This is a genomic window from Mycolicibacterium anyangense (assembly GCF_010731855.1).
GTDB classification, from domain to species: Bacteria; Actinomycetota; Actinomycetes; order Mycobacteriales; family Mycobacteriaceae; genus Mycobacterium; species Mycobacterium anyangense.
Genome location: NZ_AP022620.1, coordinates 4,125,414 through 4,146,959 on the forward strand (window position 1 = coordinate 4,125,414; position 21,546 = coordinate 4,146,959).

The 21,546-nt window shown below is 64.3% G+C and carries 23 protein-coding genes; 14 read left to right on the plus strand and 9 right to left on the minus strand.

Features of this window, described 5'->3' with window-relative positions:
* Positions 1 to 60 precede the first annotated feature (60 nt).
* The 7 genes from G6N35_RS19570 to G6N35_RS19600 are packed head-to-tail and all read left to right on the plus strand — an operon-like array spanning position 61 to position 6,376.
* On the plus strand, positions 61 to 1,434 hold the full coding sequence (locus G6N35_RS19570) for a protoporphyrinogen/coproporphyrinogen oxidase (RefSeq protein ID WP_163805736.1): 1,374 nt from the start codon (positions 61 to 63) through the stop codon (positions 1,432 to 1,434).
* 29 nt (positions 1,435 to 1,463) lie between these two features.
* Positions 1,464 to 2,804 (plus strand): protoporphyrinogen/coproporphyrinogen oxidase, encoded by a 1,341-nt coding sequence (locus tag G6N35_RS19575; protein WP_163805737.1) that lies wholly within the window; start codon positions 1,464 to 1,466, stop codon positions 2,802 to 2,804.
* 11 nt (positions 2,805 to 2,815) lie between these two features.
* Positions 2,816 to 3,736 carry an acyl-CoA thioesterase gene (locus tag G6N35_RS19580; RefSeq protein ID WP_163805738.1) on the plus strand — a complete coding sequence of 307 codons (921 nt, stop codon included), beginning with the start codon at positions 2,816 to 2,818 and terminating at the stop codon, positions 3,734 to 3,736.
* 58 nt (positions 3,737 to 3,794) lie between these two features.
* Positions 3,795 to 4,391, plus strand: coding sequence for a VOC family protein (locus G6N35_RS19585; RefSeq protein ID WP_220098512.1), 597 nt, complete (start codon positions 3,795 to 3,797; stop codon positions 4,389 to 4,391).
* A 15-nt stretch (positions 4,392 to 4,406) separates the two neighbouring features.
* Entirely contained in the window at positions 4,407 to 5,030 is a 624-nt protein-coding gene (locus tag G6N35_RS19590) for a 3,4-dihydroxy-2-butanone-4-phosphate synthase (protein ID WP_163805740.1), read from the plus strand.
* 16 nt (positions 5,031 to 5,046) lie between these two features.
* Entirely contained in the window at positions 5,047 to 5,517 is a 471-nt protein-coding gene (locus tag G6N35_RS19595) for an SRPBCC family protein (RefSeq protein WP_163805741.1), read from the plus strand.
* Between the two features lie 16 nt (positions 5,518 to 5,533).
* Positions 5,534 to 6,376 carry a hypothetical protein gene (locus G6N35_RS19600; protein ID WP_163805742.1) on the plus strand — a complete coding sequence of 281 codons (843 nt, stop codon included), beginning with the start codon at positions 5,534 to 5,536 and terminating at the stop codon, positions 6,374 to 6,376.
* 78 nt (positions 6,377 to 6,454) lie between these two features.
* Here G6N35_RS19600 and G6N35_RS19605 read toward each other — a convergent pair whose 3' ends face one another.
* Positions 6,455 to 7,801, minus strand: a complete 1,347-nt coding sequence (locus tag G6N35_RS19605; protein WP_246224414.1) for a cytochrome P450 — start codon at positions 7,799 to 7,801, stop codon at positions 6,455 to 6,457.
* A 102-nt stretch (positions 7,802 to 7,903) separates the two neighbouring features.
* Between G6N35_RS19605 and G6N35_RS19610 the strand changes: the two genes are divergently transcribed.
* On the plus strand, positions 7,904 to 8,095 hold the full coding sequence (locus G6N35_RS19610) for a ferredoxin (RefSeq protein ID WP_163805743.1): 192 nt from the start codon (positions 7,904 to 7,906) through the stop codon (positions 8,093 to 8,095).
* A 21-nt stretch (positions 8,096 to 8,116) separates the two neighbouring features.
* On the opposite strand, the gene G6N35_RS19615 is transcribed toward G6N35_RS19610, so the two are convergent.
* From G6N35_RS19615 to G6N35_RS19630, 4 genes are all read right to left on the minus strand, one after another.
* Positions 8,117 to 9,319, minus strand: a complete 1,203-nt coding sequence (locus tag G6N35_RS19615) for a CaiB/BaiF CoA transferase family protein (RefSeq protein ID WP_163805744.1) — start codon at positions 9,317 to 9,319, stop codon at positions 8,117 to 8,119.
* Positions 9,316 to 10,575: a cytochrome P450 gene (locus G6N35_RS19620; protein ID WP_163805745.1), complete on the minus strand. Its 1,260-nt coding sequence runs from the start codon at positions 10,573 to 10,575 to the stop codon at positions 9,316 to 9,318. Before G6N35_RS19620 ends, G6N35_RS19615 begins: the two co-directional genes overlap by 4 nt.
* A gap of 102 nt (positions 10,576 to 10,677) precedes the next feature.
* A complete protein-coding gene (locus G6N35_RS19625) occupies positions 10,678 to 12,363 on the minus strand; it encodes an FAD-dependent oxidoreductase (protein ID WP_163805746.1) in 1,686 nt (561 codons plus the stop codon).
* A gap of 55 nt (positions 12,364 to 12,418) precedes the next feature.
* Complete coding sequence (locus G6N35_RS19630; protein WP_163805747.1) at positions 12,419 to 12,829, minus strand: SCP2 sterol-binding domain-containing protein; 411 nt, start codon at positions 12,827 to 12,829, stop codon at positions 12,419 to 12,421.
* Between the two features lie 126 nt (positions 12,830 to 12,955).
* Between G6N35_RS19630 and G6N35_RS19635 the strand changes: the two genes are divergently transcribed.
* The 3 genes from G6N35_RS19635 (at position 12,956) to G6N35_RS19645 (ending at position 16,209) form a co-directional block, all read left to right on the plus strand.
* The gene (locus tag G6N35_RS19635) at positions 12,956 to 14,377 is read left to right on the plus strand and encodes an aldehyde dehydrogenase family protein (protein ID WP_163805748.1); all 1,422 of its coding nucleotides are present in this window, start codon (positions 12,956 to 12,958) and stop codon (positions 14,375 to 14,377) included.
* Positions 14,378 to 14,476: 99 nt separating this feature from the next.
* On the plus strand, positions 14,477 to 15,307 hold the full coding sequence (locus tag G6N35_RS19640; RefSeq protein ID WP_163805749.1) for a mycofactocin-coupled SDR family oxidoreductase: 831 nt from the start codon (positions 14,477 to 14,479) through the stop codon (positions 15,305 to 15,307).
* Between the two features lie 35 nt (positions 15,308 to 15,342).
* On the plus strand, positions 15,343 to 16,209 hold the full coding sequence (locus tag G6N35_RS19645; protein ID WP_163805750.1) for an acyl-CoA thioesterase: 867 nt from the start codon (positions 15,343 to 15,345) through the stop codon (positions 16,207 to 16,209).
* A gap of 207 nt (positions 16,210 to 16,416) precedes the next feature.
* Here the strand turns inward: G6N35_RS19645 and G6N35_RS19650 are convergent, their stop codons facing one another.
* On the minus strand, positions 16,417 to 16,899 hold the full coding sequence (locus G6N35_RS19650; protein WP_163807800.1) for a nuclear transport factor 2 family protein: 483 nt from the start codon (positions 16,897 to 16,899) through the stop codon (positions 16,417 to 16,419).
* 148 nt (positions 16,900 to 17,047) lie between these two features.
* Between G6N35_RS19650 and G6N35_RS19655 the strand changes: the two genes are divergently transcribed.
* Positions 17,048 to 17,641, plus strand: a complete 594-nt coding sequence (locus G6N35_RS19655; RefSeq protein WP_163805751.1) for a TetR/AcrR family transcriptional regulator — start codon at positions 17,048 to 17,050, stop codon at positions 17,639 to 17,641.
* Between the two features lie 127 nt (positions 17,642 to 17,768).
* Here the strand turns inward: G6N35_RS19655 and G6N35_RS19660 are convergent, their stop codons facing one another.
* The 3 genes from G6N35_RS19660 to G6N35_RS19670 all read right to left on the minus strand — a co-directional run bounded on the left by G6N35_RS19660 (position 17,769) and on the right by G6N35_RS19670 (position 19,961).
* On the minus strand, positions 17,769 to 18,068 hold the full coding sequence (locus G6N35_RS19660; RefSeq protein WP_163805752.1) for a hypothetical protein: 300 nt from the start codon (positions 18,066 to 18,068) through the stop codon (positions 17,769 to 17,771).
* 135 nt (positions 18,069 to 18,203) lie between these two features.
* Positions 18,204 to 19,076, minus strand: coding sequence for a serine hydrolase domain-containing protein (locus tag G6N35_RS19665; RefSeq protein ID WP_163805753.1), 873 nt, complete (start codon positions 19,074 to 19,076; stop codon positions 18,204 to 18,206).
* A gap of 216 nt (positions 19,077 to 19,292) precedes the next feature.
* The gene (locus G6N35_RS19670) at positions 19,293 to 19,961 is read right to left on the minus strand and encodes a TetR/AcrR family transcriptional regulator (protein WP_163805754.1); all 669 of its coding nucleotides are present in this window, start codon (positions 19,959 to 19,961) and stop codon (positions 19,293 to 19,295) included.
* A gap of 130 nt (positions 19,962 to 20,091) precedes the next feature.
* Between G6N35_RS19670 and G6N35_RS19675 the strand changes: the two genes are divergently transcribed.
* Both G6N35_RS19675 and G6N35_RS19680 read left to right on the plus strand, forming a co-directional pair.
* Positions 20,092 to 20,997 carry a zinc-binding dehydrogenase gene (locus G6N35_RS19675; protein WP_322790621.1) on the plus strand — a complete coding sequence of 302 codons (906 nt, stop codon included), beginning with the start codon at positions 20,092 to 20,094 and terminating at the stop codon, positions 20,995 to 20,997.
* A gap of 206 nt (positions 20,998 to 21,203) precedes the next feature.
* The gene (locus G6N35_RS19680; protein ID WP_163805756.1) at positions 21,204 to 21,461 is read left to right on the plus strand and encodes a DUF3297 family protein; all 258 of its coding nucleotides are present in this window, start codon (positions 21,204 to 21,206) and stop codon (positions 21,459 to 21,461) included.
* The last annotated feature ends 85 nt before the right edge of the window (positions 21,462 to 21,546 follow it).

Here is a 21,546-nt window from a genome sequence, read left to right on the forward strand (position 1 = left end):
TCGTTTGGAACCTTTGGAGTCGTCGACCCCTGTTCGCCGACCGCGGAAGAGGGGTGCGCAATGCCCGACACCATTGCCGGACGTACAGCCGTCGAGCCCAGGGTCCGCGGACGAGTCGCGGTGGTCGGGGGTGGCGCCGCAGGAATCTCAGCCGCTCATCGCCTGCGGAGGGCGGGCCTGAATCCCGTTGTCTTCGAGGCATATTCGGCCATAGGCGGTCGCGCGCGCACGGTGTGGCGCGATGGGTTCGGGTTCGACATCGGTGCGGGCGCTCTGCCGTCGAGCAACGAGCACGTGCGCAGGATGATCGCCAGCCTGGGCGCCGACCGCGAGCTCGTCAGCCGAGGCGCTGTCGTCGGCGTGCTGGACAACGGCTCGGTGAGCAGGGTGGCGCGACGGGCGCCCCTTTCCTTCGCGTCGTTCTCCGCGCTCGGGACGCGTTCCAAGTTATCGTTGTGGCGGTTGGGTTTCGACCTCGCACGAATGTACTCCGCAATCAACTACGAGGACCTCTCCACCGCAGCGGGATTCGACGACCAAACGGTCCGGCAGTACGTCGACCGGCACTACAGCCCCGAAGTGCGCGAGAAGTTGATCGCACCGCTGACCAGGGCTCTGCTGCTGGTGGAACCCGAACAGACCTCGGTGGTTGATCTGTTCGCTGCGATCAAGAGTCTCCTGGTGGCCGGCTGGCTGTGGACTCACCCAGAGGGAGTCGGATTCTTCATCGAACGTGCGGCCCGCGATCTTGAGGTGCACCTGAGTGCAACCGTGGAAACCGCCACCGAGGACTCCGATGGCGTCGAGGTCGTGTGGTCCGACGGCACCGCTGTGGTGCATCGCGAACGATTCGACGCGGCCGTTCTCGCCGTCTCGGCCGCCGACGTGCTCGAGATACACAAGGGTCTCGACGTCGACAGAGCTCGCTATCTAAGCGATCTGGATTACTCCGAGTCGATCGTGGTGAGTCTGGGCGTCGGAACCGCTCCGCCCGAGCCGGCGTCCATGGTGTTGATACCGCGGGACCTCAACCCCGACTTGCCGGTGATCGGACTCGGTCACAACCTCGCTCCAGGACGAGTGCCGCCGGGAGCCGGGATCCTGACCGCGTTCTGGATGCGGGATTGGTCGCGCCGTCATTGGCAGGCCGATGACGACGAACTGTGCGACTTGACCGTTCAAGCGGTCAACGGGCTGCGCCCCGGCTGGGCTGCTGACGTGTGCGCCAGTCACGTCGCCCGCTGGTCGCCGGCCGTGGTGGCGAGCCGTCCGGGAACGTTCGTCGGCTTACGCGACTTCGCCGCGCGGAGCAGGTTCGACCGGCGCATCCAACTCGCCGGTGACTACCACGCGCAGACGAGCGTCAATGCCAGCGTTGCGGCGGGAGAGGGCGCGGCGGCACGGGTCACAGCACTACTGCGAGCCATGTCATGAAGTCGCATGCGGATAGCGAAAGGCGGGAAATGACAAGCACTTACCGACAGAAGTCGGCGGTCGTCGTCGGTGGCGGTATCTCCGGGCTGACCGCCGGCTTCCGGCTGCACCAACGCGGTTACGCCGTCACAGTCCTGGAACGGTCGGCCGAGGTCGGCGGCAAGATGAGCAGCCTGAACGTGAACGGCTTCACGGTGAACCGCGCAGCCAACATCCTCCCGTCGTCGTACGCGAACCTGCGCAGACTGATCAACGATGTCGGCCTCGGCAGTACGGTCAGCGACGTCACCGGCATGCTGGCGATCCCCCGCGACGGCGAGCTCAAGCATATCCGCTCAACTGGCACCGCAATGGTGATCGACGGAGCGCGAACCGACCTGCTGTCGGTGAAGGCTCGCTTGAAGGCACGGAACCTGGTGATCGACGGCATTCGCATGAAGAAGTATCTGAGCTACGAGAACCTCGGTGCCTCAGCACCGTTCGACGTCGAGTCCGCAGCGGAGTACTGCGATCGCCGACTCACTCCCGAACTGGAGGAGTTCCTGGTCAATCCGATGCTGAGAGCACTGTACTGCAACGAAACCGACAGGCTGTCGATCGTCGACTTCTTCTTCGCAGCGGTAAACTTCATCGGCTCGGGTTTCCTGCGGTATCAGGGCGGGATCGGCTTCCTCACGGGTGCCCTCGCCAAATGTCTCGACGTGCGCTATCACGCAGAAGTCGCCCGAGTCGAGGAGCGGGACGATGACGTCGCGATCACATACTCGCTCGACGGTTCTGAACAATCGATCACCGCGGATGCCTGCGTCATCGCCACTGACGCCAAGACCGTCCCGGGTCTGTTCGACCAGCTCGACCCCCGGCAGCGCGAGATCATCACCGATCACTTCGAGTACGCCACCGTGTACGCCGGCCATTTCGCGCTCAAGTCCCGGCCCGATGAATCCGCCATGGTTATCCCGGTTCCCGCATCGTTGGAAAAGGGCCTGTGCGCGGTCGTTCTACCGCACAACTACAGTGACGCGGCACCCGCTGGAAAGGGATTGGCGAGCACCTACTGGCTAGAAGACTGGTCGCGAGCCCGCGAGCACGTGTCCGACGAGGCGCTGGCAACCGAGATGCTCAGGGGAATCGACAAAGTGCTGCCGGGAACGTCGAACAACGTCGAGTTCTCCCGCATCGATCGATGGCAACCCGCGACGATCCGCAGTTTCCCCGGGATGTACAGCTACGTCGGCGAATTCGTGCGCAGGATCGACCGCGGCTCGCGGGTACAGCTGGCCGGCGACTACCTCAGCGCGTCGAGTACCAACGGATGCGCATCTTCAGCCGAAGCTGCCGCCGCCCGAGTCATTGCGGTGGTCGGCTGAACGATATCGCGATGAGTCTTCGTTCCAGCGAGGCCCGAGCGGATCCGGGGACGTACTCCTTGCTCCCGCAGACCACGGCGCAGCGTGCGCGCTTCGCACTCGATCCCCTTTTGGCCGACCTGGTCGCCGCCGAGAACGGGCGTACCCCAGAACATTCCGCCGTGAACGCAGACCCGACGCGGGTGTTCTGTGCGGGAATCATCGCAGCGCGCGCTGTCATCGACGCGGGCCGCGATGTCGGTTTCAACCGATGGATTCACACGGTATCGGTCAACTTCCAGGACCCGGCGTTGCGGTCCGGCGAGGTTTCGACCGACATCGGCAATCGGGAGGAACGCGAGTCGTCCTCGTGGAGGTCGCTGGCTATCCGCCAGGGAAGTCGCCAGTTGGCCAGCGCGACCGCCGCTTTCGAGGATCCGCCGACAGGAAGACATCACCCGCATCTGTACGGCATCGGGGATGCCCCCGACCCCCATACCTTGGCTGTCCATGCCGACGCCGTCGGATCAACGACACTGCCGGTCGACGTTCGTCCCATCGACTGGGTTCCGCTGCCGGAGAGGGCGTCGGGGCTCGGCGCTCCCGTCCGGTCGTGGTTCCGGTTCGTCGATGAGCTCCCCGATGATCTGCTGCTGCACAGCGCGGCGCTCGCCCTGTGCGTCGATCCGCTGATCACCCGGAATCTGCTGGCCATCAACGCGTACACCGTGGGTGAGGGAAGCCCTCTGTTGCAGGGCTGGCGTCCACTGACGTACGCCATGTGGATACACCGCTGCTTCAGAGCCGACGACTGGATTCTCGCAACCGAGACCTCCGCCAGTGTTTTCGGAAACCGGGCGTTCTTCTCACTCAGCCTCCAGTCATCACAGGGCCGGCACGTGGCCTCCGCAGTACAGGAACTCCAGCTGGTGCGATCGGAGCCTGGTAGCTGAAGTGCTGGAAAAACCATACGTCGTTTGGTAGCGTGCGAAAGCACAAGCTGCTGACTCCATGGAGGCCGAAATGTTCCATCACGTCGCGATTGCGGTAAAGGACGTCGACAAGGCGCACGAGTTCTACACCAAGGCCATGGGATTCGAGCTGCGCAAGGTGGTCAAGCGACAGGCTCCCGACGGCGGCTGGACGAAGCACATCTTCTACTCCAACGGTGACGAAGACGGCTTCTTCGCAATATGGGATCTGCGCGGGCTCAAAGACGCCGGGCTCCAGGACGAGGATTGGAAGGGCGGGTTGTCGGTCGGTGTCGGTCTGCCCTATTGGGTCAACCACCTCGCCTTCGACTGCCACGACATCGGCCAACTCGAGGCGCACAAGCAACGTTGGCTCGACCTCGGGTACCACGCCGTCGAGGTGAAGCACGAGTTCATCCACTCGATCTACACCCGGGATCCCGACGGCACTCTGGTCGAGTTCACGTTCGACACTGCGCCGCTGACACTCGAAGACAAGCTCGAAGCCATCGAGTTGATGGCCGACAACACGCCGGCCAGCGTGCCCGAGTATGAGGGAATCGTGCACAAATCGCCCAATGCCAAGGCGCGTAAGCAAGCCGAACGCGACATCGACAGCGCAGCCGCCGCGATCTGACGGGCGCGACGCCACGTGACCATCGACGACGCTGTCGTCAAGACGGCGGCCGATTCGATCAGCCGCGGGGAGTGCATCGTCCTCTTCGATGATTTCGCCGAGGATGGTGGTGCGGATCTCGTGATGGCCGCGGCCCTGGTCACCACGGCGCAGATGGCTTTTTTCGTTCGGTACACCGGCGGGTTCATCGCGGTCGCATTGCCCGAGAGCCGCTGTAATCGCCTGCGTATTCCCTCAGTGGTCGACAATGACGAGGACTGGCGCACGCCCCATCACGGTGTCGCCGTGGACGCTGCGGAGGGTATCGGCACCGGTATCTCCGCGACGGATCGCGCGCACACCGCCCGATTGCTGGCCGATCCCGAGTCGGCACATGCGGACTTCACGCGGCCCGGCCACGTGATCCCTCTGCGAGTGCCGCGGCGGGCTTACCGTTCTGGCGCGGCCGACCCGATCGCGACCGCGCTGTATCTCTGCGCCGCCGGCGGATTTCCGGCCGCACTGCGCAGTCAGTTGGTGCAGGACGCCGGCCCGCGGATGACCGGTGCCGAGGCGGAGGTCTTCGCCCGAGCACACGGACTGCTTTCGGTGTCTCATGTGGCCGTGCTCCGTGCGGTCAATCCCGCGACGGTTCTGTGATTGGGAGGCCCGGCCTTTGGCGAGAGCGACGTTCAGCGCGGTCATCGATCACCCAGTGGAGGTCGTGTGGGAGGTGATCGGCGATTTCCACGGAATCGATCGGTGGGTCGGCATGATCACCGCCAGTGTCGCCGAGGGGGGCGGCCGCGGCTCGGTCGGCTCGGTGCGACGGCTGACACTCGCTGACGGTCGCACCGTTGCCGAGCGACTTCTGATGTTCGACGACGTGGCCCGTCGGCTCGCGTACGACTTTCCGGAGGGCTGTCCGTTTCCGGTCGACGGCTTCGTCGGGTCGGTCGAGTTGGCGCCGATCACCGAGACCGGCGCGACGTTTCTCCAGTGGCACTCGTCGTTCGATGCCGACGGCGCTTCGCGAGATGCAATGGCGAGCGCCTTCCAGGCGCTCTACGCCGGTTTCGTCTCCGATCTCCGCGCCCATCTCGAGGGGTCTCGATTCTCCACGGCAACACCAGTCGCCACCCGCTAACAGAGGAGACCGCAGCATGGACCGTCATGCGCCAGGTGCCCCGACGACGATGGTGATGAATCCGACCGCCCAGTGGGTGTTCACCCTGCTTCACTTCGCCGTGGCAATCGGCCTCACCGCATGGGTGTGGCGCCGCTGGGACCGCGGCGAGGCCCGTATCGCGCTGCTGGTGCTGCTGGGCGGCGGCCTGTCCATCATCGCCGAACCGTTCTTCGACCGGCTCGGATTCATCTGGCACGCAACCGTGAACCAGTGGACTTTCGTGAGCTTGTTCGGGCACAGCGTCCCGGTGTGGATGTTCCCGGTCTACTTCTGGTTCATCGGTGGCCAGACCGTGTACATCCTGCATCGGTTGCGGGCGGGCGCCAGCGTGCGTGACATGTGGTGGTTGTACGCGGTGTTCTGCGTGATGGATGCGGTTCTCGAGCTGCCGATTCTGTACGTCGGAGGCGTCTACACATACTTCGGCAATCAGCCGTTCTGGGAGGCCGATTGGTTCCCCCTCCCTGGCTGGTACATCTTCGCCAACGGCGAACTGCCCTTCGCCGCGGCGGCCGTCGTTCTGCTGCTGAGTTCACTAGGCGACCGCCGCTACGCGTACGCGATTCCCATCGCCAAACCGATGGCCACATTCGCGGTGTACGCCGCCATCGCGTGGCCGGTCTGGGCCGCTCTCGACGCCGACGCGTCGACGTTCGTCAGCTACGCCGCCGGCCTCGCCACGATCGCTCTGGTCCTGTTCACCCGACAGGTACTGGCGACCGCCTGCGTCCGTACCGTGGCGGGTGGCGGCGCTGAAACGTTCTGGCCGACTCGCACAGCCGCGAGCGTCCCGGTGGTACCCAGTCGAGGCGCGTAGTCGTAAACAACCCCCGCTCCCGTGTACAGGGTGCGGGGGCCGTTCACGGATCCCTTCGCTGGAACGAGCCGCAGTCGATCAGCTCTCACCCTCGTAACGGTCGAATGCCAGGCGCAGTCTTTCGGGTCCGTTGGCTATACCGGGCGCCCAGTGCACGGGCTCCGTCGGGTCGATGAAGCGCAGGTTCGTAATCTGTGTGAAGAGTTCATCGAACGCGACGGCGATCTGGAGGCGGGCGAAGTGCGAACCCAGGCAGCGGTGGATTCCTAGTCCGAATCCCATGTTGCCCGCCCTGCGTACGTCGAAGTTCAACGTGTCGGCGTCGACGAACTGGTTTTCGTCGCGATTGGCGGAATCGAATCGGACCAGCAGCTGCTCGCCGGCGCTGATCTTGACGCCGCCCAGTTCAACGTCCTTGGTCACGCGTCGTCCGAGGCAGCCGACCGGCGACTCCAACCGGATGAACTCGTCGAGATCCTGCCGCACCCAACGGGGGTCGCGAAGGCGGGCCTCCAGCTCCGGTTGCACGGCCACGTGGTAGGCGATGGAGCCCATTGCGCCACGTGTGGTGTCGAGACCGCCGAGGAACAGCACAGTGAGCACACCCAATCGCTCGTCCTCGGTGAGCGGCCGTGCGTCAGCACCGACGGTGCCGTTGATGAGCGCATTGATCACGTCGTTGCGCTCGACCGGGTTGTCCTCACGATCGGCTAGATACTGGCCGGCCAGAACGGCGAGGTCGAAGAACGACTCGTCGGACGCTTCGATGCCCGCGCGGACGACGATGTCACCCGCCTCCCGCATCTTCTGCGGATCCTGCTCGTTGAAAGCGACTTTCGCCAGCGCGTTGGCCACGAAGGGTGCGGCGAACTCAGTGATGAAGTCGAACTCGCCCTTGTCGATGAACTGCTCGATAAGCGCCCGTGCCTCGCTGCGCATCTCGGGTTCGTACTGCAGGAGGAAGTTCCTGGTGAACAGCGGGTTGAGCAGTTTGCGCAGTTCGGTCTGGAAAGGCGGGTCGGCATCCAGCGGGTTGAGCGACACCGGAGACGCGCCTCTCGGGTTCACCCCCGTAGAGGAGAAAGTCGTCGGATCCTCGAGAACCTTTCGCACTTCCTCGTACCGCGTCACGACGTACTGTCCGCCTCCGTCAGCCGACGTGTGCGCGACCGGACAAGTGGCCCGAGCATGGGCGAAGACGTCCCACTTCACCCGCTCGTGCTCGGGATTCCACATGTCGAAACGGTCGAGGATGTCCTCGGGATTCACACTGGGCTCAGTCGACACGGTCGATGCTCCTTCGTCGCTTTCACGCGCGTCTGTGCGACGCGCCGCACGCGTATACGAGAGTAAACCATCGTCGTTTGGTTCATCAATGACGGGCGCGAAAAGGGCGCGAGGCCGATTTCGTATCCCGATAACCAAACATGGTTTGCTAAACTGCACAGGCAAACGTGCGCTGCGGTTGCACCCCAACAGTGGTGCAATCCGAATTCGCTCGGTCCCGAGTTCACGGAAGGGTGCCTCATGAAGGCGATCATCGATAACCACCTCTGTCAGGGCCATGGTCGCTGTGTCACCATCTGCCCCGACGTCTTCGACATGGATGACGCGGGCAACGGCATCGTCATCGTCGACGAGGTGCCGGAGCATCTCGTCGACGACGCGGAGGAGGCTGCAGTGGCGTGCCCGGAGACCGCTATCCGCATCGAGCGCTGAGCGTGGGGCCAGCGCCGAGCGTCAGGGCGACTCGCTTGCCAGATCCTCTAGCTGGCGCAGTATTTCGGCATTGTGCTCGCCGAGGAGCGGCGCACCGCGGACGACCCGGCCGGGGGTCGCGCTGAGCTTGGGAACCACTCCCGGCATGGGCACCGTTTCGTCTCCTAGCCCCGGCTCTGGCACGTCGATGATCATGTCCCGCGCGGCGTAATGCGGATCGCCGGCGATGTCGTCGGCCTTGTAGATGCGTCCTGCCGGTATCCCGTGCTCGGAGAGGCATCTGAGGGCAGCATCGCTGCTCAGCGTCACGGTCCAAGCGGATATCGCGGCGTCGAGTTCCACCTGGGCCGCACCCCGTCCTACGTGACTGAGGTAGGGCGAACCTGGCGCGACCCAATCGGGTCGGTCCATGGCCTCGGCGAGCCTTGTGAACACCGAATCTTGATTGGCGCCAACGATTATCCACTGACCGTCCGCCGTGGGATATACGTTCGACGGCGCGATGCCCGGCAGTAGAGGTCCGCTCGGCTGGCGTATGCGTCCCAGCTTCACGTACTCGGCCACGGTCGACTCCATGTACATCCACATCGCCTCGTACAGAGCGACATCAATGATCTGCCCGAGTCCCGATCCGTTCTTCCGGTCTCGCGCCCAGAGCGCCATCAACGCTCCGATGAACCCCTGCGTGGCTGCCAAGGCGTCACCGAGCGAGATGCCCACACGCACTGGCGGCCGTCCTGGCTCACCGGACAGATGCCGAAATCCGCTCATCGCCTCGGCGACGGAACCGAACCCGGCTTGATCGCGGTACGGCCCGCTCTGACCGAATCCGGTGATGCGCACCATGATCAGACCCGGATTGATCTCGGCGAGGTTTTCGGGACCGAGTCCCCAGCGTTCCATGGTGCCGGGTCGGAAGTTCTCCACGACGACATCGGCGGTTCTCGCCAGCTCGCGAAAGATCCGCTGGCCTTCGCTACTGCGAAGGTCCAGTTCGACCGACTTCTTCCCGCGGCCGATGATCGACCAGTACAAGCCTATGCCCTTGTACAGGCCGCCCCACGTCCGCATGGGATCACCGACACCCGGCGGTTCGAGTTTGATCACCTCGGCGCCGTGGTCGGCGAAGAGGTGTCCGCAGAACGGGCCGCCGATGATGTGGCCAGCCTCGAGCACGCGAAGCCCTTCCAGCGCGCCGCCGTTGATCGGTGTCGTAGCGGTCATCGACTGGCCGCCGACGTCCCGAGTTGTATCGGAAGATCGTCGGCCAGGACACCGGCCACGACCTTCTCGCCAGGTGTGAAGGTCGCGGGCATGGCGATGTAGCCGTTGACCAGGGGGATAGTCGGATATGCGACGACCTTCTCACGGTCGATCCGGTAGTCCGGCATACGGTTGAGCACCTCCTGGAGGAGCAAGGCCATCTCGGCTGGAGCGACGAAGGCTCCGAGGCAACGGTGCACGCCGGATCCGAACGACAGGTGGCGGTTAGGAGCCCGATCGAGCTGAACCTCATTCGGATTGTCGAAGACCTGGTCGTCGGCGTTGGCAGAGCCGAGTGCCAGCAGGACCCGGTCACCGATGTCGAGTCGAACTCCGGCGACCTCGACCGGCTGTGCCACCGTGCGGGCCACACCCGTGCTCGGACTGGTGTAGCGGATGAGCTCATCAACCGCAGCCGGAAGGCGCGAGTGGTCTTCGGCGAGCCATTCCCACTGGTCGCGGTGATCGTCGAAGTAGAGGAAGCTGTTGGCGATCAGCGCGGTCGTAGTGTCGATGCCGCCGTTGAGGAGCATGAAGATCAACTCGACGGCGAGGTCCTCGGAGATGGGTTCACCGTTCTCTTCGCCGCTCAGAAGCTGCTCGAGCACGCTGCCGTCGTCCAGGGGGTGCGCGCGGCGCTCCCGAACGGTGGCGCGAATGTCATCGAGCATCGACGCGACGGCGCGGCCCGAACCCTTTTCCCGGTAGGCGGCCTTGTGCAGGGTGGTGGCGTAGAACTCCCACCGGTCGAGAGGCAATCCGAGGTAGTCGAGGGTGATCAACGCCGGCAACGGATTGGCGATGTCGTCGACGAAGTCGATCGACCCGCTCTCGATCACCTTGTCGATGCACCAGGACACCAGTTGCTGCATCCGAGGCTGGTATTCCTGGACGGCCCGCTTGGTGAATCGCCCGCTGATGATCTTCCTGAGCGCTTGCGATCTCGGCGGATCCATCTCCATCATGCCCATCCGAACGGCGTTGGTGGGGACGGTGACGCCGCCGGAGGCGATCCGGCCGTCGCCGAGGTCCAAGTCCCGCCCGCAAACGAAATTCTGCGGATCGTGCAGGATCTGTTGAATCGCTTGGTAGTCGGTGGCTACGAAGAAGCCGCCGTGCTTCTCGCTGTGCGCCATAGGGCAAGCAGCGCGAAGCCCTGCGTACTGCTCACGCCAGCTCTCGGCGAACTCGGGCGAATGGTGGTCGAACTGATCCATGACGACTCCTCCGGGGGGCGGCCGGGTGCGACTCGACGAGCGGGATTGCGACCCAGCGAGAACCTTGTGAGAATACCAAACACTGTTCGGTGAACCCAAGAATCAAGAGCTTCTGCTCTTCCGCACCACGGCGAACATCTCGTCGACGTCAGTGAACTTCAGCCGAAGTCGGCCGTGGCGGGCACCAGCGCTGACCTCCGCCCTGTCGAGGACCATCCAGCCCTGGTAGTCGACCACGTCGGGTTGCCGCATCCGCACCAGCGCGCCGATGGCGTCCGGCGCAGTGGTCACCTCGTGAAGCCGTCCTCGCTCGAAGTCGTCGAGGACGTGCGCCACGGTCTCCGCGGCGCACCGCTTGTTCGTCCCGATCACCCCGGACGGTCCTCGCTTGATCCATCCGGCGACGTACTGCCCGGCGACGACGTCGCCGTCTGGCCCGGTGAGCACCCGCCCCTCGGAATTCGGTATGACACCTCGGGTTTCGTCAAACGGCACCCCCGCGAGCCCTCGACCGTGGTATCCCACCGAACGCAGGACCAGGCCAGTCTCGATGACCTCGGTGTCGCTCGTAGGCTTCGCGATCACCGACCCGTCGGCGCATGCCACGAGCTCGTTGCGGACTACCCGGACGGCGTCGACGCTCTCGTCACCCAGAATCGCTTCCGGCGAGCGAAGGTATCGGAAGACGATCCTCTTGTTGGCGACGGGCGCCGTTGCCGCCGCCTCCTGAGCGAGCTTGACCTTCACGCCCACCGACGGGTCGGCGCCCTCGCTCTCGATCAAGTGGGCGCTCACCTCATCGAGCTGGGCCTCGGCAGGATCGGCCACCACGTCAATGTCCTTGCGCTTCATCAAGGCTAGGAACTCCGGATTGGTGTACGCGGCCTGCGCCACGCCTCGACGGCTCAGGATGACCACTTCTTCGATCTTGCTGTGCCGCAACGCCTCGACGGCGTGCGGCGCGATATCGGTGGTGTCCAACTCGTCGGGATCCGACAGGATGATGCGCGCCACGTCCAAAGCCACGTTGCCGTTGCCGACGATGACGGCCCGCTCGCAGCCCAGGTCGAACTGCAGATGGCGGTAATCCGGATGCCCGTTGTACCAGGCGACGAAGTCAGTCGCAGAATGCGACCCGGGCAAATCCTCGCCCGGCACACCGAGTTTTCTGTCCCCCGGCGCACCGATGGCATAGATCACCGCGTTGTGGTGCTCGGCCAATTCCTCCGGGGTCAGGTGCATGCCGACCTCGACCCCGAGGTGAAGAGCCAACCCCGGTTTGTTGCCCAACGAACGGAACACGTCCGTAACGGATTTCGTGCTGGGATGGTCCGGTGCTACCCCGGCTCGGATCAAACCGTAGGGGGTCGGCAGACGATCGAACATGTTGACCATGACCCCGGGTTGTTCGAGCAGCTCTGCCGCCGCGTACCAGGCGGCTGGGCCCGACCCCACCAGGGCTACCCTCAGCCCGGCGGCCTCAACCGTACGCCGCTGGGTCGGCGGACGCGCCGGTGTGCCGGGTTCGATGGGATAGCGGTCGTAATACGCGGCGTTCAACGCGAGGTACGGCTCGGTGTCGTCGTCGAGCTCGTCCTCGGCCTTGATCGCGTCGACCGGGCACTCGTATACGCATGCCGCGCAATCGATACACGTGTTCGGGTCGATGAACAGCATCTCCGTTTTCATGAACGGAGCCTCTTCGGGCGTCGGATGTATGCAGTTCACCGGGCACACTTCGACACACGAGGCGTCGTTGCAGCAGGGCTGCGTGATCACGTACGTCATGAGGCGTGGCCGAGAGCCGAGCCATTGCGCGACCTGTAGCGGACTCGTAAGCGGGTCATTTGACCGGGTATCCCTTTGTCGCGGTGTAGGTCTGGTACTGCTCGAACGCCGGGGTGATCGCGGGAAGCAGTTTGAGTAGCTTGCCGACCGGTCCCTCCACCTTGACCTTCTTCCGGGCGAGTGCCATGGGCACATTCAGAGCGCCGAGCCAGAACTTGTGGCCGTCATCTGCGGACATCGACAGCTTGAGCTCCGATTCACGCGCGGCTGCCTCCTCTCCCGCGTACACGACAGGAGGGTCCACTGTGCAGTCGAGCAGGAACAATGCGTCGGGTCCGGTGTACTGCACTTTGAACGAGGTGTCCCCCGCGACGAACTTCGGTCGCAGATCGGGATCCGCGACGATCTGCTCCAGGAATGGCGTGACGAATTCCGTTAGTTCGTCGGATGTGGTGAATACGGACATGCGAGCCTCCATGGGTCTTGCGCGCCCTGGCGCTGCATTCTCGCCGCAGGGCACTGGCCAGTCAGAAACCAACACTGTACGGTAATCGGAAGTATGCCGGGTCACACTATTGCCGAGGAGTTCCCGATGCCAACGCAGACGATCAACGGGCGGTCTGCTGCCACGTTCAGCGAGTTCGACGTCATCAATCCGGCGACGGGCGCCCCCTTCGCCAAGGCGCCGTCTGCCAGCAAGGCGCAGGTAGATGAGGCCTTCGAGGCCGCTCTCGCGGCATACCCCGGTTGGCGGGCCGATGAGGGCCTTCGTCGGGCCAAGCTGCTGGAGGCGTCTGCCGCCATCGCCGAGGCGGCCGGGGAGCTCACCGGCATTCTGGCCGAGGAGTCGGGAAAAACCACACAGTTCGCAGCCTTCGAAGCACCGGTGGCCGCCGGGTGGCTCGGCTACTACGCGGGGCTGGAACTTTCCCGTGAGGTGCTTCAAGACGACGAGAAGGCCCGAGTCGAGGTCGTCCGCCGACCGCTCGGGGTCGTCGGCGCCATCACCCCGTGGAACATGCCGATCGGGCTTGCCTTCTTCAAGATCGCTCCTGCGCTGCGCGCGGGCAACACCGTGGTATTGAAGCCCTCTCCCTTCACCCCTCTGAGCACCCTGCGCGTCGGGGAGATCCTGCGCGACATCCTTCCTCCGGGGGTTCTGAACATTGTCAGCGGCGGAGATGACGTCGGCCGGTGGATCGTTGAGCATCCCGTCCCCCGCAAAATCAGCTTCACCGGCAGCGTCGCCGGCGGTACCGCCGTGAACGTCGCCGCTGCTGCGGACCTGAAGCGGGTCACCCTCGAGCTCGGCGGAAACGACGCCGCAATCCTGCTCGAGGACGTCGACCTCACTGAGATCGCCCCCGGCCTGTTCTGGTCGGCCTTCTTCAATAACGGTCAAGCGTGCGCCCTGATCAAGCGGGTCTACGTGCCGCGGGCCCTCTACGCCGATGCGGTCGAGGCGCTCGCCGACGTCGCGCGCGGCACCGTGGTCGGAGATCCGGCCGACCCGGCGACCCAGCTCGGCCCTCTCGCGACGCTGCCGCAGTTCGAAAGTGTGTCCGGGCTGGTGGACCACGCGCTTGCGGGCGGCGCCAAGGCTGCGACGGGCGGAACGAGGATTGATCGGCCGGGGTATTTCTACGAACCGACCATCGTTTGCGACATCGAGGACGGAACGCCGCTCGTCGATGAGGAGCAGTTTGGTCCGGCGCTGCCGATCATCGCCTACGACGACGTCGATGACGCCGTGTCGCGAGTCAACCGTTCCACCTTCGGCCTGGGCGGCAGCGTCTGGACTGCGGACGTGGAGCGCGGGCAGGACATCGCGGAGCGTTTGGACGTCGGCACGACCTGGATCAACACGCACGCCAGCCTGGCGCCCACCGTGCCGTTCGGAGGTTTGAAGCACAGCGGGCTCGGCGTGGAGAACGGCCCGTGGGGCCTGTACGCGTACACGGAGCTTCAGGCCGTTCACGTAAACAGGGGAGTCCCTGGTCCGACCGCGGGCTGACGTCCCCGGACACCGTCCAACGAGTTAACACAACCAACAATTGGAACAGTATTCCGGCGGCCCCGAAGAGGTCTGTCGACTCGACAAACGAGGAGCGAAATGGGAACCCTAGACGGCAAAGTGGCCTTCATCAGCGGTGGTGCGCGCGGTCAAGGGCGCACACATGCGCTGAGGTTGGCACGGGACGGCGCGGACATCATCACCTTCGACATCTGCGAGCAGATCGACTCCGCTCCCTACCCGCTGGCCACCGAAGACGACCTGGCCGAAACCGTTCGACAGGTGGAATCGCTCGGGCGGAAGATCGTCGCCCGCAAGGCCGACGTTCGCGATCAGATCGCCGTCGAGAAGGCGTTCCAGGAAGGCCTCGCCGAGTTCGGCCGAGTTGACATCGTGCTGGCCAACGCAGGCATCATGCCTATCGTCGGACCGACATCGACACGCGTGTCGGCCTGGCACGACAGCATCGACGTGATGCTGACCGGCGTCGTCTACACCCTCGAAGCCGCGGTACCGACCCTCGTCGAGCAGAATGAGGGCGGATCGATCGTCATCACCAGTTCGGTTGCCGGGCTCAAGGGGACGGCTCGCTCGTTGCGAACCAACACCTACGGGCTGCTCGGCTACACGGCCGCGAAGCACGGCGTTATCGGCCTCATGAGGTCTTACGCAAATGCGTTGTCCGGGAGCAACATTCGGGTTAACACGATCCATCCGACCGGCGCAAACACCCAGATGGTCGTCAACGACGCGTTCCTCGGGTCGGCCGAACAGTTCCCCGAACTGTTCGAGTCGATGTCGAACGCACTGCCCGTGCAACTCATCGAACCTGAGGACGTCTCGAACGCCATCGCTTGGCTGGTGTCCGACGAAGCCCGCTACGTCACCGGGGCGGTGTTCCCCGTCGACGCGGGCGCCTCGGTTCGCTGAACGTCATCGCCGACTGGTGGGCGAGCGTCTTCTCGGTGGAGGCGCTCGGCGGCGACATGTACTTCGCGGGCCCGACCACATCCGCCTTCGCTCGGCTTTACGGTGGGCAGGTGGCGGCGCAGTGTCTGCTGGCCGCCGCACAGACCGTCGACCGGGCGCGTGTTGCGCACTCGATCCACACGTCGTTCCTCAGAGGCGGTGACAACTCCAAACCCGTCGCCTATCGCGTCGATCGACAGCGCGAGTCCAAGTCGATGTCCACGCGCGCCGTCACGGCCGAGCAGGACGGACGGGTACTCGCCACCGCCACGGTGTCGTTCCATCTCATACCCGGGGCGGGTACGGTCCCGACCCCGGAGTACGACTGCGCCAGTGAGCAGTCAGCCGTCGAAGCAGTGCGAGCTCCGGCGTCGCTACCCACCCGAGGGGAATCGCTACGTGCGCGTTTCGGGCGGGACGTGCCGCCTAACGGTGCTGCGGAATGGCCGGTGGATCTGCGCTACGCCGACCGCGCGCCCTGGCTCGCTGCCCGCAATCATCACGACAGGAATCCCCGTAATCGAGTCTGGTTGCGGGCTCCCGAGTACCCGCGTGATCTCCGCGGATCGGACGCCGCTGCACTGACTTTCGCCACGGACCTGCCGATGTTCGAGCCGGTCTTCTTCCCAACCGATATCGCCTGGGAGGATGTCGTGTCCGGCACCGCCCTGCTGGGAGCCAGCATCGACCACAGCCTGTGGTTCCATCGTCCGGCGCGGGTCGACGAGTGGTTGATTCTCGATCTGCTCTCGCCGATTGCGCGCGACTCGCGAGCGTTCATCAGGGGCGACGTACGTACCCGCGCTGGTGCTCTGGTGGCGTCGGTCGCGCAGGAAGTCGCCTTCATCGCCCCACATCCGTGACCGGCGGGCAACTCTGCGCTCCGTTGCCGGTGTTTGGGCGGCGCTCACCGATGGAGGCGAGCCGCGATGGCTCGTTTGCCGCGCTATGACAGCGTCGCCGGAATAGGTTGGTCGTCACCGAGCCGACTCACACCGCCTCTCCAACTGGCGCGAACCGGTACGTGCGGCTTTTCGAATGCTGCGGGGCGGCCAGCCGAGAGAAGACAGTCACAGACCGAGTTCAGACAAGCCCGGATGGTCCACTGGGCGTGGCTCATTGCGATCCCAGAAGAACATGCGCTGCCCTTCCTCAATCCGCACATCGTTGATGCTGGCGTGCCGGTGTGTCATCAGACCGTCCTCGTTGTATAGCCAGTTCTCGTTGCCGTAGGCGCGGAACCATTGGCCCGAATCGTCGTGGTATTCGTACGCGAACCGCACCGCAATGCGGTCTTCACTTTGCGCCCACAGTTCCTTGATGAGGCGGTACTCGTGTTCGCGGTCCCATTTGTCACTCAAGAACTCGATGATCTGCGTGCGGCCTGTCACGAACACCGACCGGTTTCGCCACACGCTGTCGACCGAGTAGGCCTGCGCGATGCGCTGCGGGTCCCGGCTGTTCCAGGCGTCTTCAGCCAGCCGGACCTTCAGCGTGGCGGAGCCATCAGTGAAGGGCGGAACTGGCGGTTTGACAATGTTTGCAGAATTCATGGCCATAGTCGGTGTCTTCCTCGGTAGTAGATCGGGCTTGCGGGCTATGTAGACGAAGTTGTCTACATAAACCTCACCGTACTGCATGTAGACGAACCTGTCTACATTGCGCCGCCGCTCTGTGGACAGAGTTGTCTACAATGTCGGTATGAGCATCGCCGATACTCTGGATCCGCAGATCGACGTGCCGGCTCTCCCGGCTCGGGAACGGATACTGGCCACCGCGTACCGGCTCTTTTATCGCGAGGGGATTCGGGCCACCGGCGTCGACAAGGTGATAGCCGAGGCCGGCGTCACCAAGGTGACGTTCTACCGTCACTTTCCGAGCAAGGACGCTCTTATCCTGGCGTTCTTGGATTTGCGCCACCGGCGTTGGATGGATTGGTTTGTCGATGCGCTCGATCGCCACGTTGCTGGCAATCGTCGCCGGCCCGCAGTGGTGTCCGCGATCGAAGAATGGCTGACCGCGGACTCGTTCCGCGGGTGCGCTTTTATCAACAGCGTCAACGAGATCGGCGCTGATTTGCCCGAGGTCTACGCCATCACCGTGCGGCATAAGGCCGATATGGTCGCGGCCATCAAAGCGACACTTCCGCCGGGTGTGAACCGGACTCGAACGGCACAAGCGCTCGGCGTGGCAGTCGACGGCGCCATCGTGCACGCGCAGTATCAGCGGGACGCCGCGGCCGCGGTCAAGACCCTCGCCACGATCGCGTCGACACTATTGGCGGCGAATGAATAGCGCACCGATATGGGTTGTCGCACAATGTGATCCGTCCGCTGGCGTGACATCATCACCGGTAGGGACAGATGGTCGTCGTCAACGGCTGGCGGAAGCCAGAGCCTTGGACAAAGTCCAATCGCTCTGTCTACGCATCTCGTTCGCTGTCGTCATCGTCTGGTGGCAGGCGGTCAACGCTCCTCGCCAAGGCGACAAAGGAGACCGCAAACACCCCGAGCACCATTGCCATCACGATTCGCACCGATATCGCAATGCCGGTAACTTCGGCTGCGGCGGTGAGCAACCACCAAGCGCCGCAGGTTGAGGCAACTGCCGTCACCCAGTAGTGAACCTTTGCGGCCTTCCAGATGAGGCCGCGACCATAAAGAAATGCCAGCAGCCGCGTGTACGCCCCGGGCTTCTGGCTCGGCTCCTCCGGCTCGGCCATTGTGCGCCTCCATCACGTTCGCAAGCGGGTCATGTATTGAATCACCACATCACGACTACGTGCCAGCGTGGCGTCGAGAATGCCACGTCACTGATTGATCGGAGCAATGCAGTCGGCCGCACTGCCAGAGGTCGGTTAGAGGTCTTCTAGCAGTAGGCGTAGTGCAACGGTATCGACGGCGACGGCTGTGTTGGCAAGAACAATCACCGCCGCAGCACGTTTGCGATCGAGAGCCAGCATGCTCGAAAAGCCTCCCGTTGTGCCGTTGTGCCAGGTGACTTCCGATCCATCGATCTGATCGGTGAACCACGCATAGCCAATCCTGCTCTGGCCGTGAGCTTTCCATCGGGGTTCGAGTGCGGCTAAGCCAGGTGCGGTGGAGTCGAGCAAAGCGTGGACGTAGTGAGTCATGTCAGCTGGTGTTGAGCGCACCCCACCGGCGGGGGCGTAGGCACCCAATGTCCAGGGCTGCTCGGCCCTGCCGTGCGCACTCCACCCGTAGGGTGCCTCGGAAGGTAGGTCAGCGCTGGTCAACGGGGTGGTGGACCGCGTCATACCGAGGCGGGTGAAGAGTTGCCGGTCCAGTAGGTCGGGGTAGCCGACTCCAACGCGGGCCGCAAGCGCTTGGCCGAGCAGAGCTGCACCGAGGTTGGAGTACGAAAACTGGCCTCTAGCAACGATCTTCGCGGCCTCAGCTCGGGCTAGCAGACGCGACAGGTCGACGGTGTACGGGTTGCGGTGACGCAGGACGGCGATGACCGCGCTAGTGCGATCACGCAGACCGCTGGCAATCCGCGGAAGCCCGGAACGATGACTCGCCAGCTCCTCGAGGGTGGTGCAGGCCGCAGGACTACTCCCAAGTTCGAGCAGGCTTCCCAACCTGGCGTCGGTCCTGACCAAACCCGACTCCACAACGTCTGCGAACAGCGCTGACGTCATGGTCTTGGTGATGGAACCGATTTCGTAGACAGTGTCGAGCGCCGCGCCGATGTGCGCGTCTCGGCGCACATCACCTTCGATGTAGACGACGCTGATCCGATCCAGGACACCTGCTGCTCGCGCCAGCGGCCGCAGGCGGTCAATCAGCTGCCCGTCACCTGTGACGCCAAGTTCGGGAAGTCGCGGTGCTGTAGAGCGTATGGGTCGTCTCCACACGCGACAGCACCCTAGCTCGATGCTCAGAGAAGCTCACACACCAGTGCTGTTCGGCCCCAGCCGATCCCCTTAACCAGCCGGACGGCCCGTCGACCGGGCGAGCGGCAGCAGCACGCGGTCAACGATGACGGCGATCGCAGCTCGATCTAGCGGCCGTTCGCCGATGAGTTCCCAATGCACCACCAACGCCACCGCCGCAGCGACGTCCATTCCGCTGCCGTGCCCCCGGGACGGCAACTCGTGCTGGTCGCTCGCTCTGGCCAGCACCTCTTCGAGTGATCCTTGGAGGCGGGTGATGAAACGCTGTCGAATGACATGGCAGAGCTGCGGCTCGTGGCGGGCGGTTTCGATGAGCGCGCCCACGAGGCTCTGCCGTGCCGATTCGGGCGGCCCGATGATCTGTCGGATCGTCTCGATGAGGTCATCACGAAGTGACTCTGAATCCGCCAGCGGCACAGGCTGTTCGGTAAGACCTACAAATTCCAGAGTATCGGCGGCCAGCTCGGCGCGTGACTGCCACCGCCGATACACGGTGGCCTTGCCAACGCGGGCCCTGGCAGCTGCCTTGTCCATCGTCAACGCCGGATAGCCACCTTCGAGCAGCAGCTCGAGTGCCGCGGTCAGGATCCGTACGTCGCGTTCGGGGTCGCGTGGCGGGCCTGACGTTCCTCGCGGGCGCCGCCAGGAGGACTCGGTAACCACGGCGGCCGCTTGCTGCCCATCGTCACTGGGACTCATTTGTATCGAGTATAGCGCTGGGGGTAGCCTCGACGGACAACTGGGACAGGGATGTTCAGGGTTAACGCACGGCGAACGTGGAGTAGGTATGAGGGCGATAGGTTTCACCGAATTCGGTGGTCCTGACGTAATGAAGGTTCTCGAGCTCCCAGAGCCGCAGGCCGGCCCGGGAGAGGTGCGGATCAAGGTCGCCGCCGCCGACGTCAACCCGTCCGACGTCGAGGCCAGGCGGGGCAGGATTGCCCAGTCGAGCCCGAAGATGTTTCCGCCCTCCGACGTCTACATCGTCGGCTGGGATGCCGCAGGCACCATCGATCAGATGGGCGATGGCGTTCGACCAGAACTGGCCGTGGGCATGCCGGTGATCGCCTTGCTGGAGCCCAAGCTCAAGCAGGGTGCGCAAGCTGAATACGTCGTCGCACCCGCCGAATCGGTGGTCGCGGCTCCGCGCGGAGCCGACGCTGCCGCGGCCTCGACGTTGTTGATGAACGCCATGACGGCGCGCCTTGCTCTCGATGCGCTGGCATTGCCGCCCGGCGCGACATTGTTGGTCACCGGCGCCGCCGGAGCGGTCGGAGGCTACGCGGTGCAACTGGGGAAATCGGCTGGGCTGACAGTGCTCGCCGACGCCGCCCAGTCCGACGAGGACTTGGTCACCGCACTTGGCGCCGACACCGTCGTGCCACGCGGAGATTCGTTCGTGGACAACGTTCGCGAACTCCGTCCCGGTGGCGTCGACGGCGTCATCGACGCCGCCCTGCTCGACGACGCTGTGACCGCGGCGGTCGCCGACGGCGGAGCGATCGCTACCGTGCGCGGCTTCACCGGCGCCACCGATCGTGGGATCCGCTGGTATCCGGTGTTCGTCCACTCCGGCCTGCGGGATACCAAAGCCCTCAACGAACTGCGGGATTTGGCCGAGTCCGGTCAGCTCAGCCTGCGCGTCGCTGCAACCATGCCCGCCGAAGACGTCGCTCACGCGCACCGGCTGATTGAGGCCGGCGGCGTTCGTGGTCGGCCGGTGCTCACCTTCTGATCCAGTCGACGAGGACCGATGGACTTTGCGACTCGCCTCACCGAGGCCGCCTGCACAACAGGGTGGTTTGAGTGCTGCGCGTCGGTTTGCCAACTCGGCCACCCCGCGGTGCTCTACCCAGACCTATTCGTCACCGGCTGAGCGGCGCCGCGTAGATTCTCTACAACCCGCCCAAGCCGCTAAGAAGCCTTCACACGAAAGCCATCATGCCCGAGGACCAGAGCGCAGACGTTCCGCCCAATCACCTCTCCATCGACCCGCGAAGCCCCTTCTACAACGAAGAGGTGCTGCTGCGCGATGTGGGTATTCGCTTCAATGGCGTCGAGAAGACCAACGTCCACGAGTACGACGTGGCCGAGGGTTGGGTGCGTGTGGAAGTTCCCACCGCGAAGGATCGCCGCGGCAATCCCATGGTCGTCAAGCTCAGCGGCACGGTCGAACCGTATTTCCGCTCGACGGAGTAGCGGACGCCTCGGGTCTGTGCCGCGGCTGCCTGGTTCCTCGGAACTGGTTGTGACGCAGGCCCATCCGTTCGAGCTGCATCCAGAC

What these genes read in the sequence shown, in the direction of transcription:
- G6N35_RS19585 (WP_220098512.1), top strand. Translation starts at nt 3,795, where the DNA reads ATGGAGGCCGAAATGTTCCATCACGTCGCGATTGCGGTAAAGGACGTC.
- G6N35_RS19630 (WP_163805747.1), bottom strand. Translation starts at nt 12,829, where the DNA reads ATGTCCGTATTCACCACATCCGACGAACTAACGGAATTCGTCACGCCA.
- G6N35_RS19575 (WP_163805737.1), top strand. Translation starts at nt 1,464, where the DNA reads ATGACAAGCACTTACCGACAGAAGTCGGCGGTCGTCGTCGGTGGCGGT.
- G6N35_RS19680 (WP_163805756.1), top strand. Translation starts at nt 21,204, where the DNA reads ATGCCCGAGGACCAGAGCGCAGACGTTCCGCCCAATCACCTCTCCATC.
- G6N35_RS19620 (WP_163805745.1), bottom strand. Translation starts at nt 10,575, where the DNA reads ATGGATCAGTTCGACCACCATTCGCCCGAGTTCGCCGAGAGCTGGCGT.
- G6N35_RS19610 (WP_163805743.1), top strand. Translation starts at nt 7,904, where the DNA reads ATGAAGGCGATCATCGATAACCACCTCTGTCAGGGCCATGGTCGCTGT.
- G6N35_RS19675 (WP_322790621.1), top strand. Translation starts at nt 20,092, where the DNA reads ATGAAGGTTCTCGAGCTCCCAGAGCCGCAGGCCGGCCCGGGAGAGGTG.
- G6N35_RS19600 (WP_163805742.1), top strand. Translation starts at nt 5,534, where the DNA reads ATGGACCGTCATGCGCCAGGTGCCCCGACGACGATGGTGATGAATCCG.
- G6N35_RS19570 (WP_163805736.1), top strand. Translation starts at nt 61, where the DNA reads ATGCCCGACACCATTGCCGGACGTACAGCCGTCGAGCCCAGGGTCCGC.
- G6N35_RS19650 (WP_163807800.1), bottom strand. Translation starts at nt 16,899, where the DNA reads ATGAATTCTGCAAACATTGTCAAACCGCCAGTTCCGCCCTTCACTGAT.
- G6N35_RS19640 (WP_163805749.1), top strand. Translation starts at nt 14,477, where the DNA reads ATGGGAACCCTAGACGGCAAAGTGGCCTTCATCAGCGGTGGTGCGCGC.
- G6N35_RS19635 (WP_163805748.1), top strand. Translation starts at nt 12,956, where the DNA reads ATGCCAACGCAGACGATCAACGGGCGGTCTGCTGCCACGTTCAGCGAG.
- G6N35_RS19660 (WP_163805752.1), bottom strand. Translation starts at nt 18,068, where the DNA reads ATGGCCGAGCCGGAGGAGCCGAGCCAGAAGCCCGGGGCGTACACGCGG.
- G6N35_RS19670 (WP_163805754.1), bottom strand. Translation starts at nt 19,961, where the DNA reads ATGAGTCCCAGTGACGATGGGCAGCAAGCGGCCGCCGTGGTTACCGAG.
- G6N35_RS19580 (WP_163805738.1), top strand. Translation starts at nt 2,816, where the DNA reads ATGAGTCTTCGTTCCAGCGAGGCCCGAGCGGATCCGGGGACGTACTCC.
- G6N35_RS19655 (WP_163805751.1), top strand. Translation starts at nt 17,048, where the DNA reads ATGAGCATCGCCGATACTCTGGATCCGCAGATCGACGTGCCGGCTCTC.
- G6N35_RS19615 (WP_163805744.1), bottom strand. Translation starts at nt 9,319, where the DNA reads ATGACCGCTACGACACCGATCAACGGCGGCGCGCTGGAAGGGCTTCGC.
- G6N35_RS19625 (WP_163805746.1), bottom strand. Translation starts at nt 12,363, where the DNA reads ATGACGTACGTGATCACGCAGCCCTGCTGCAACGACGCCTCGTGTGTC.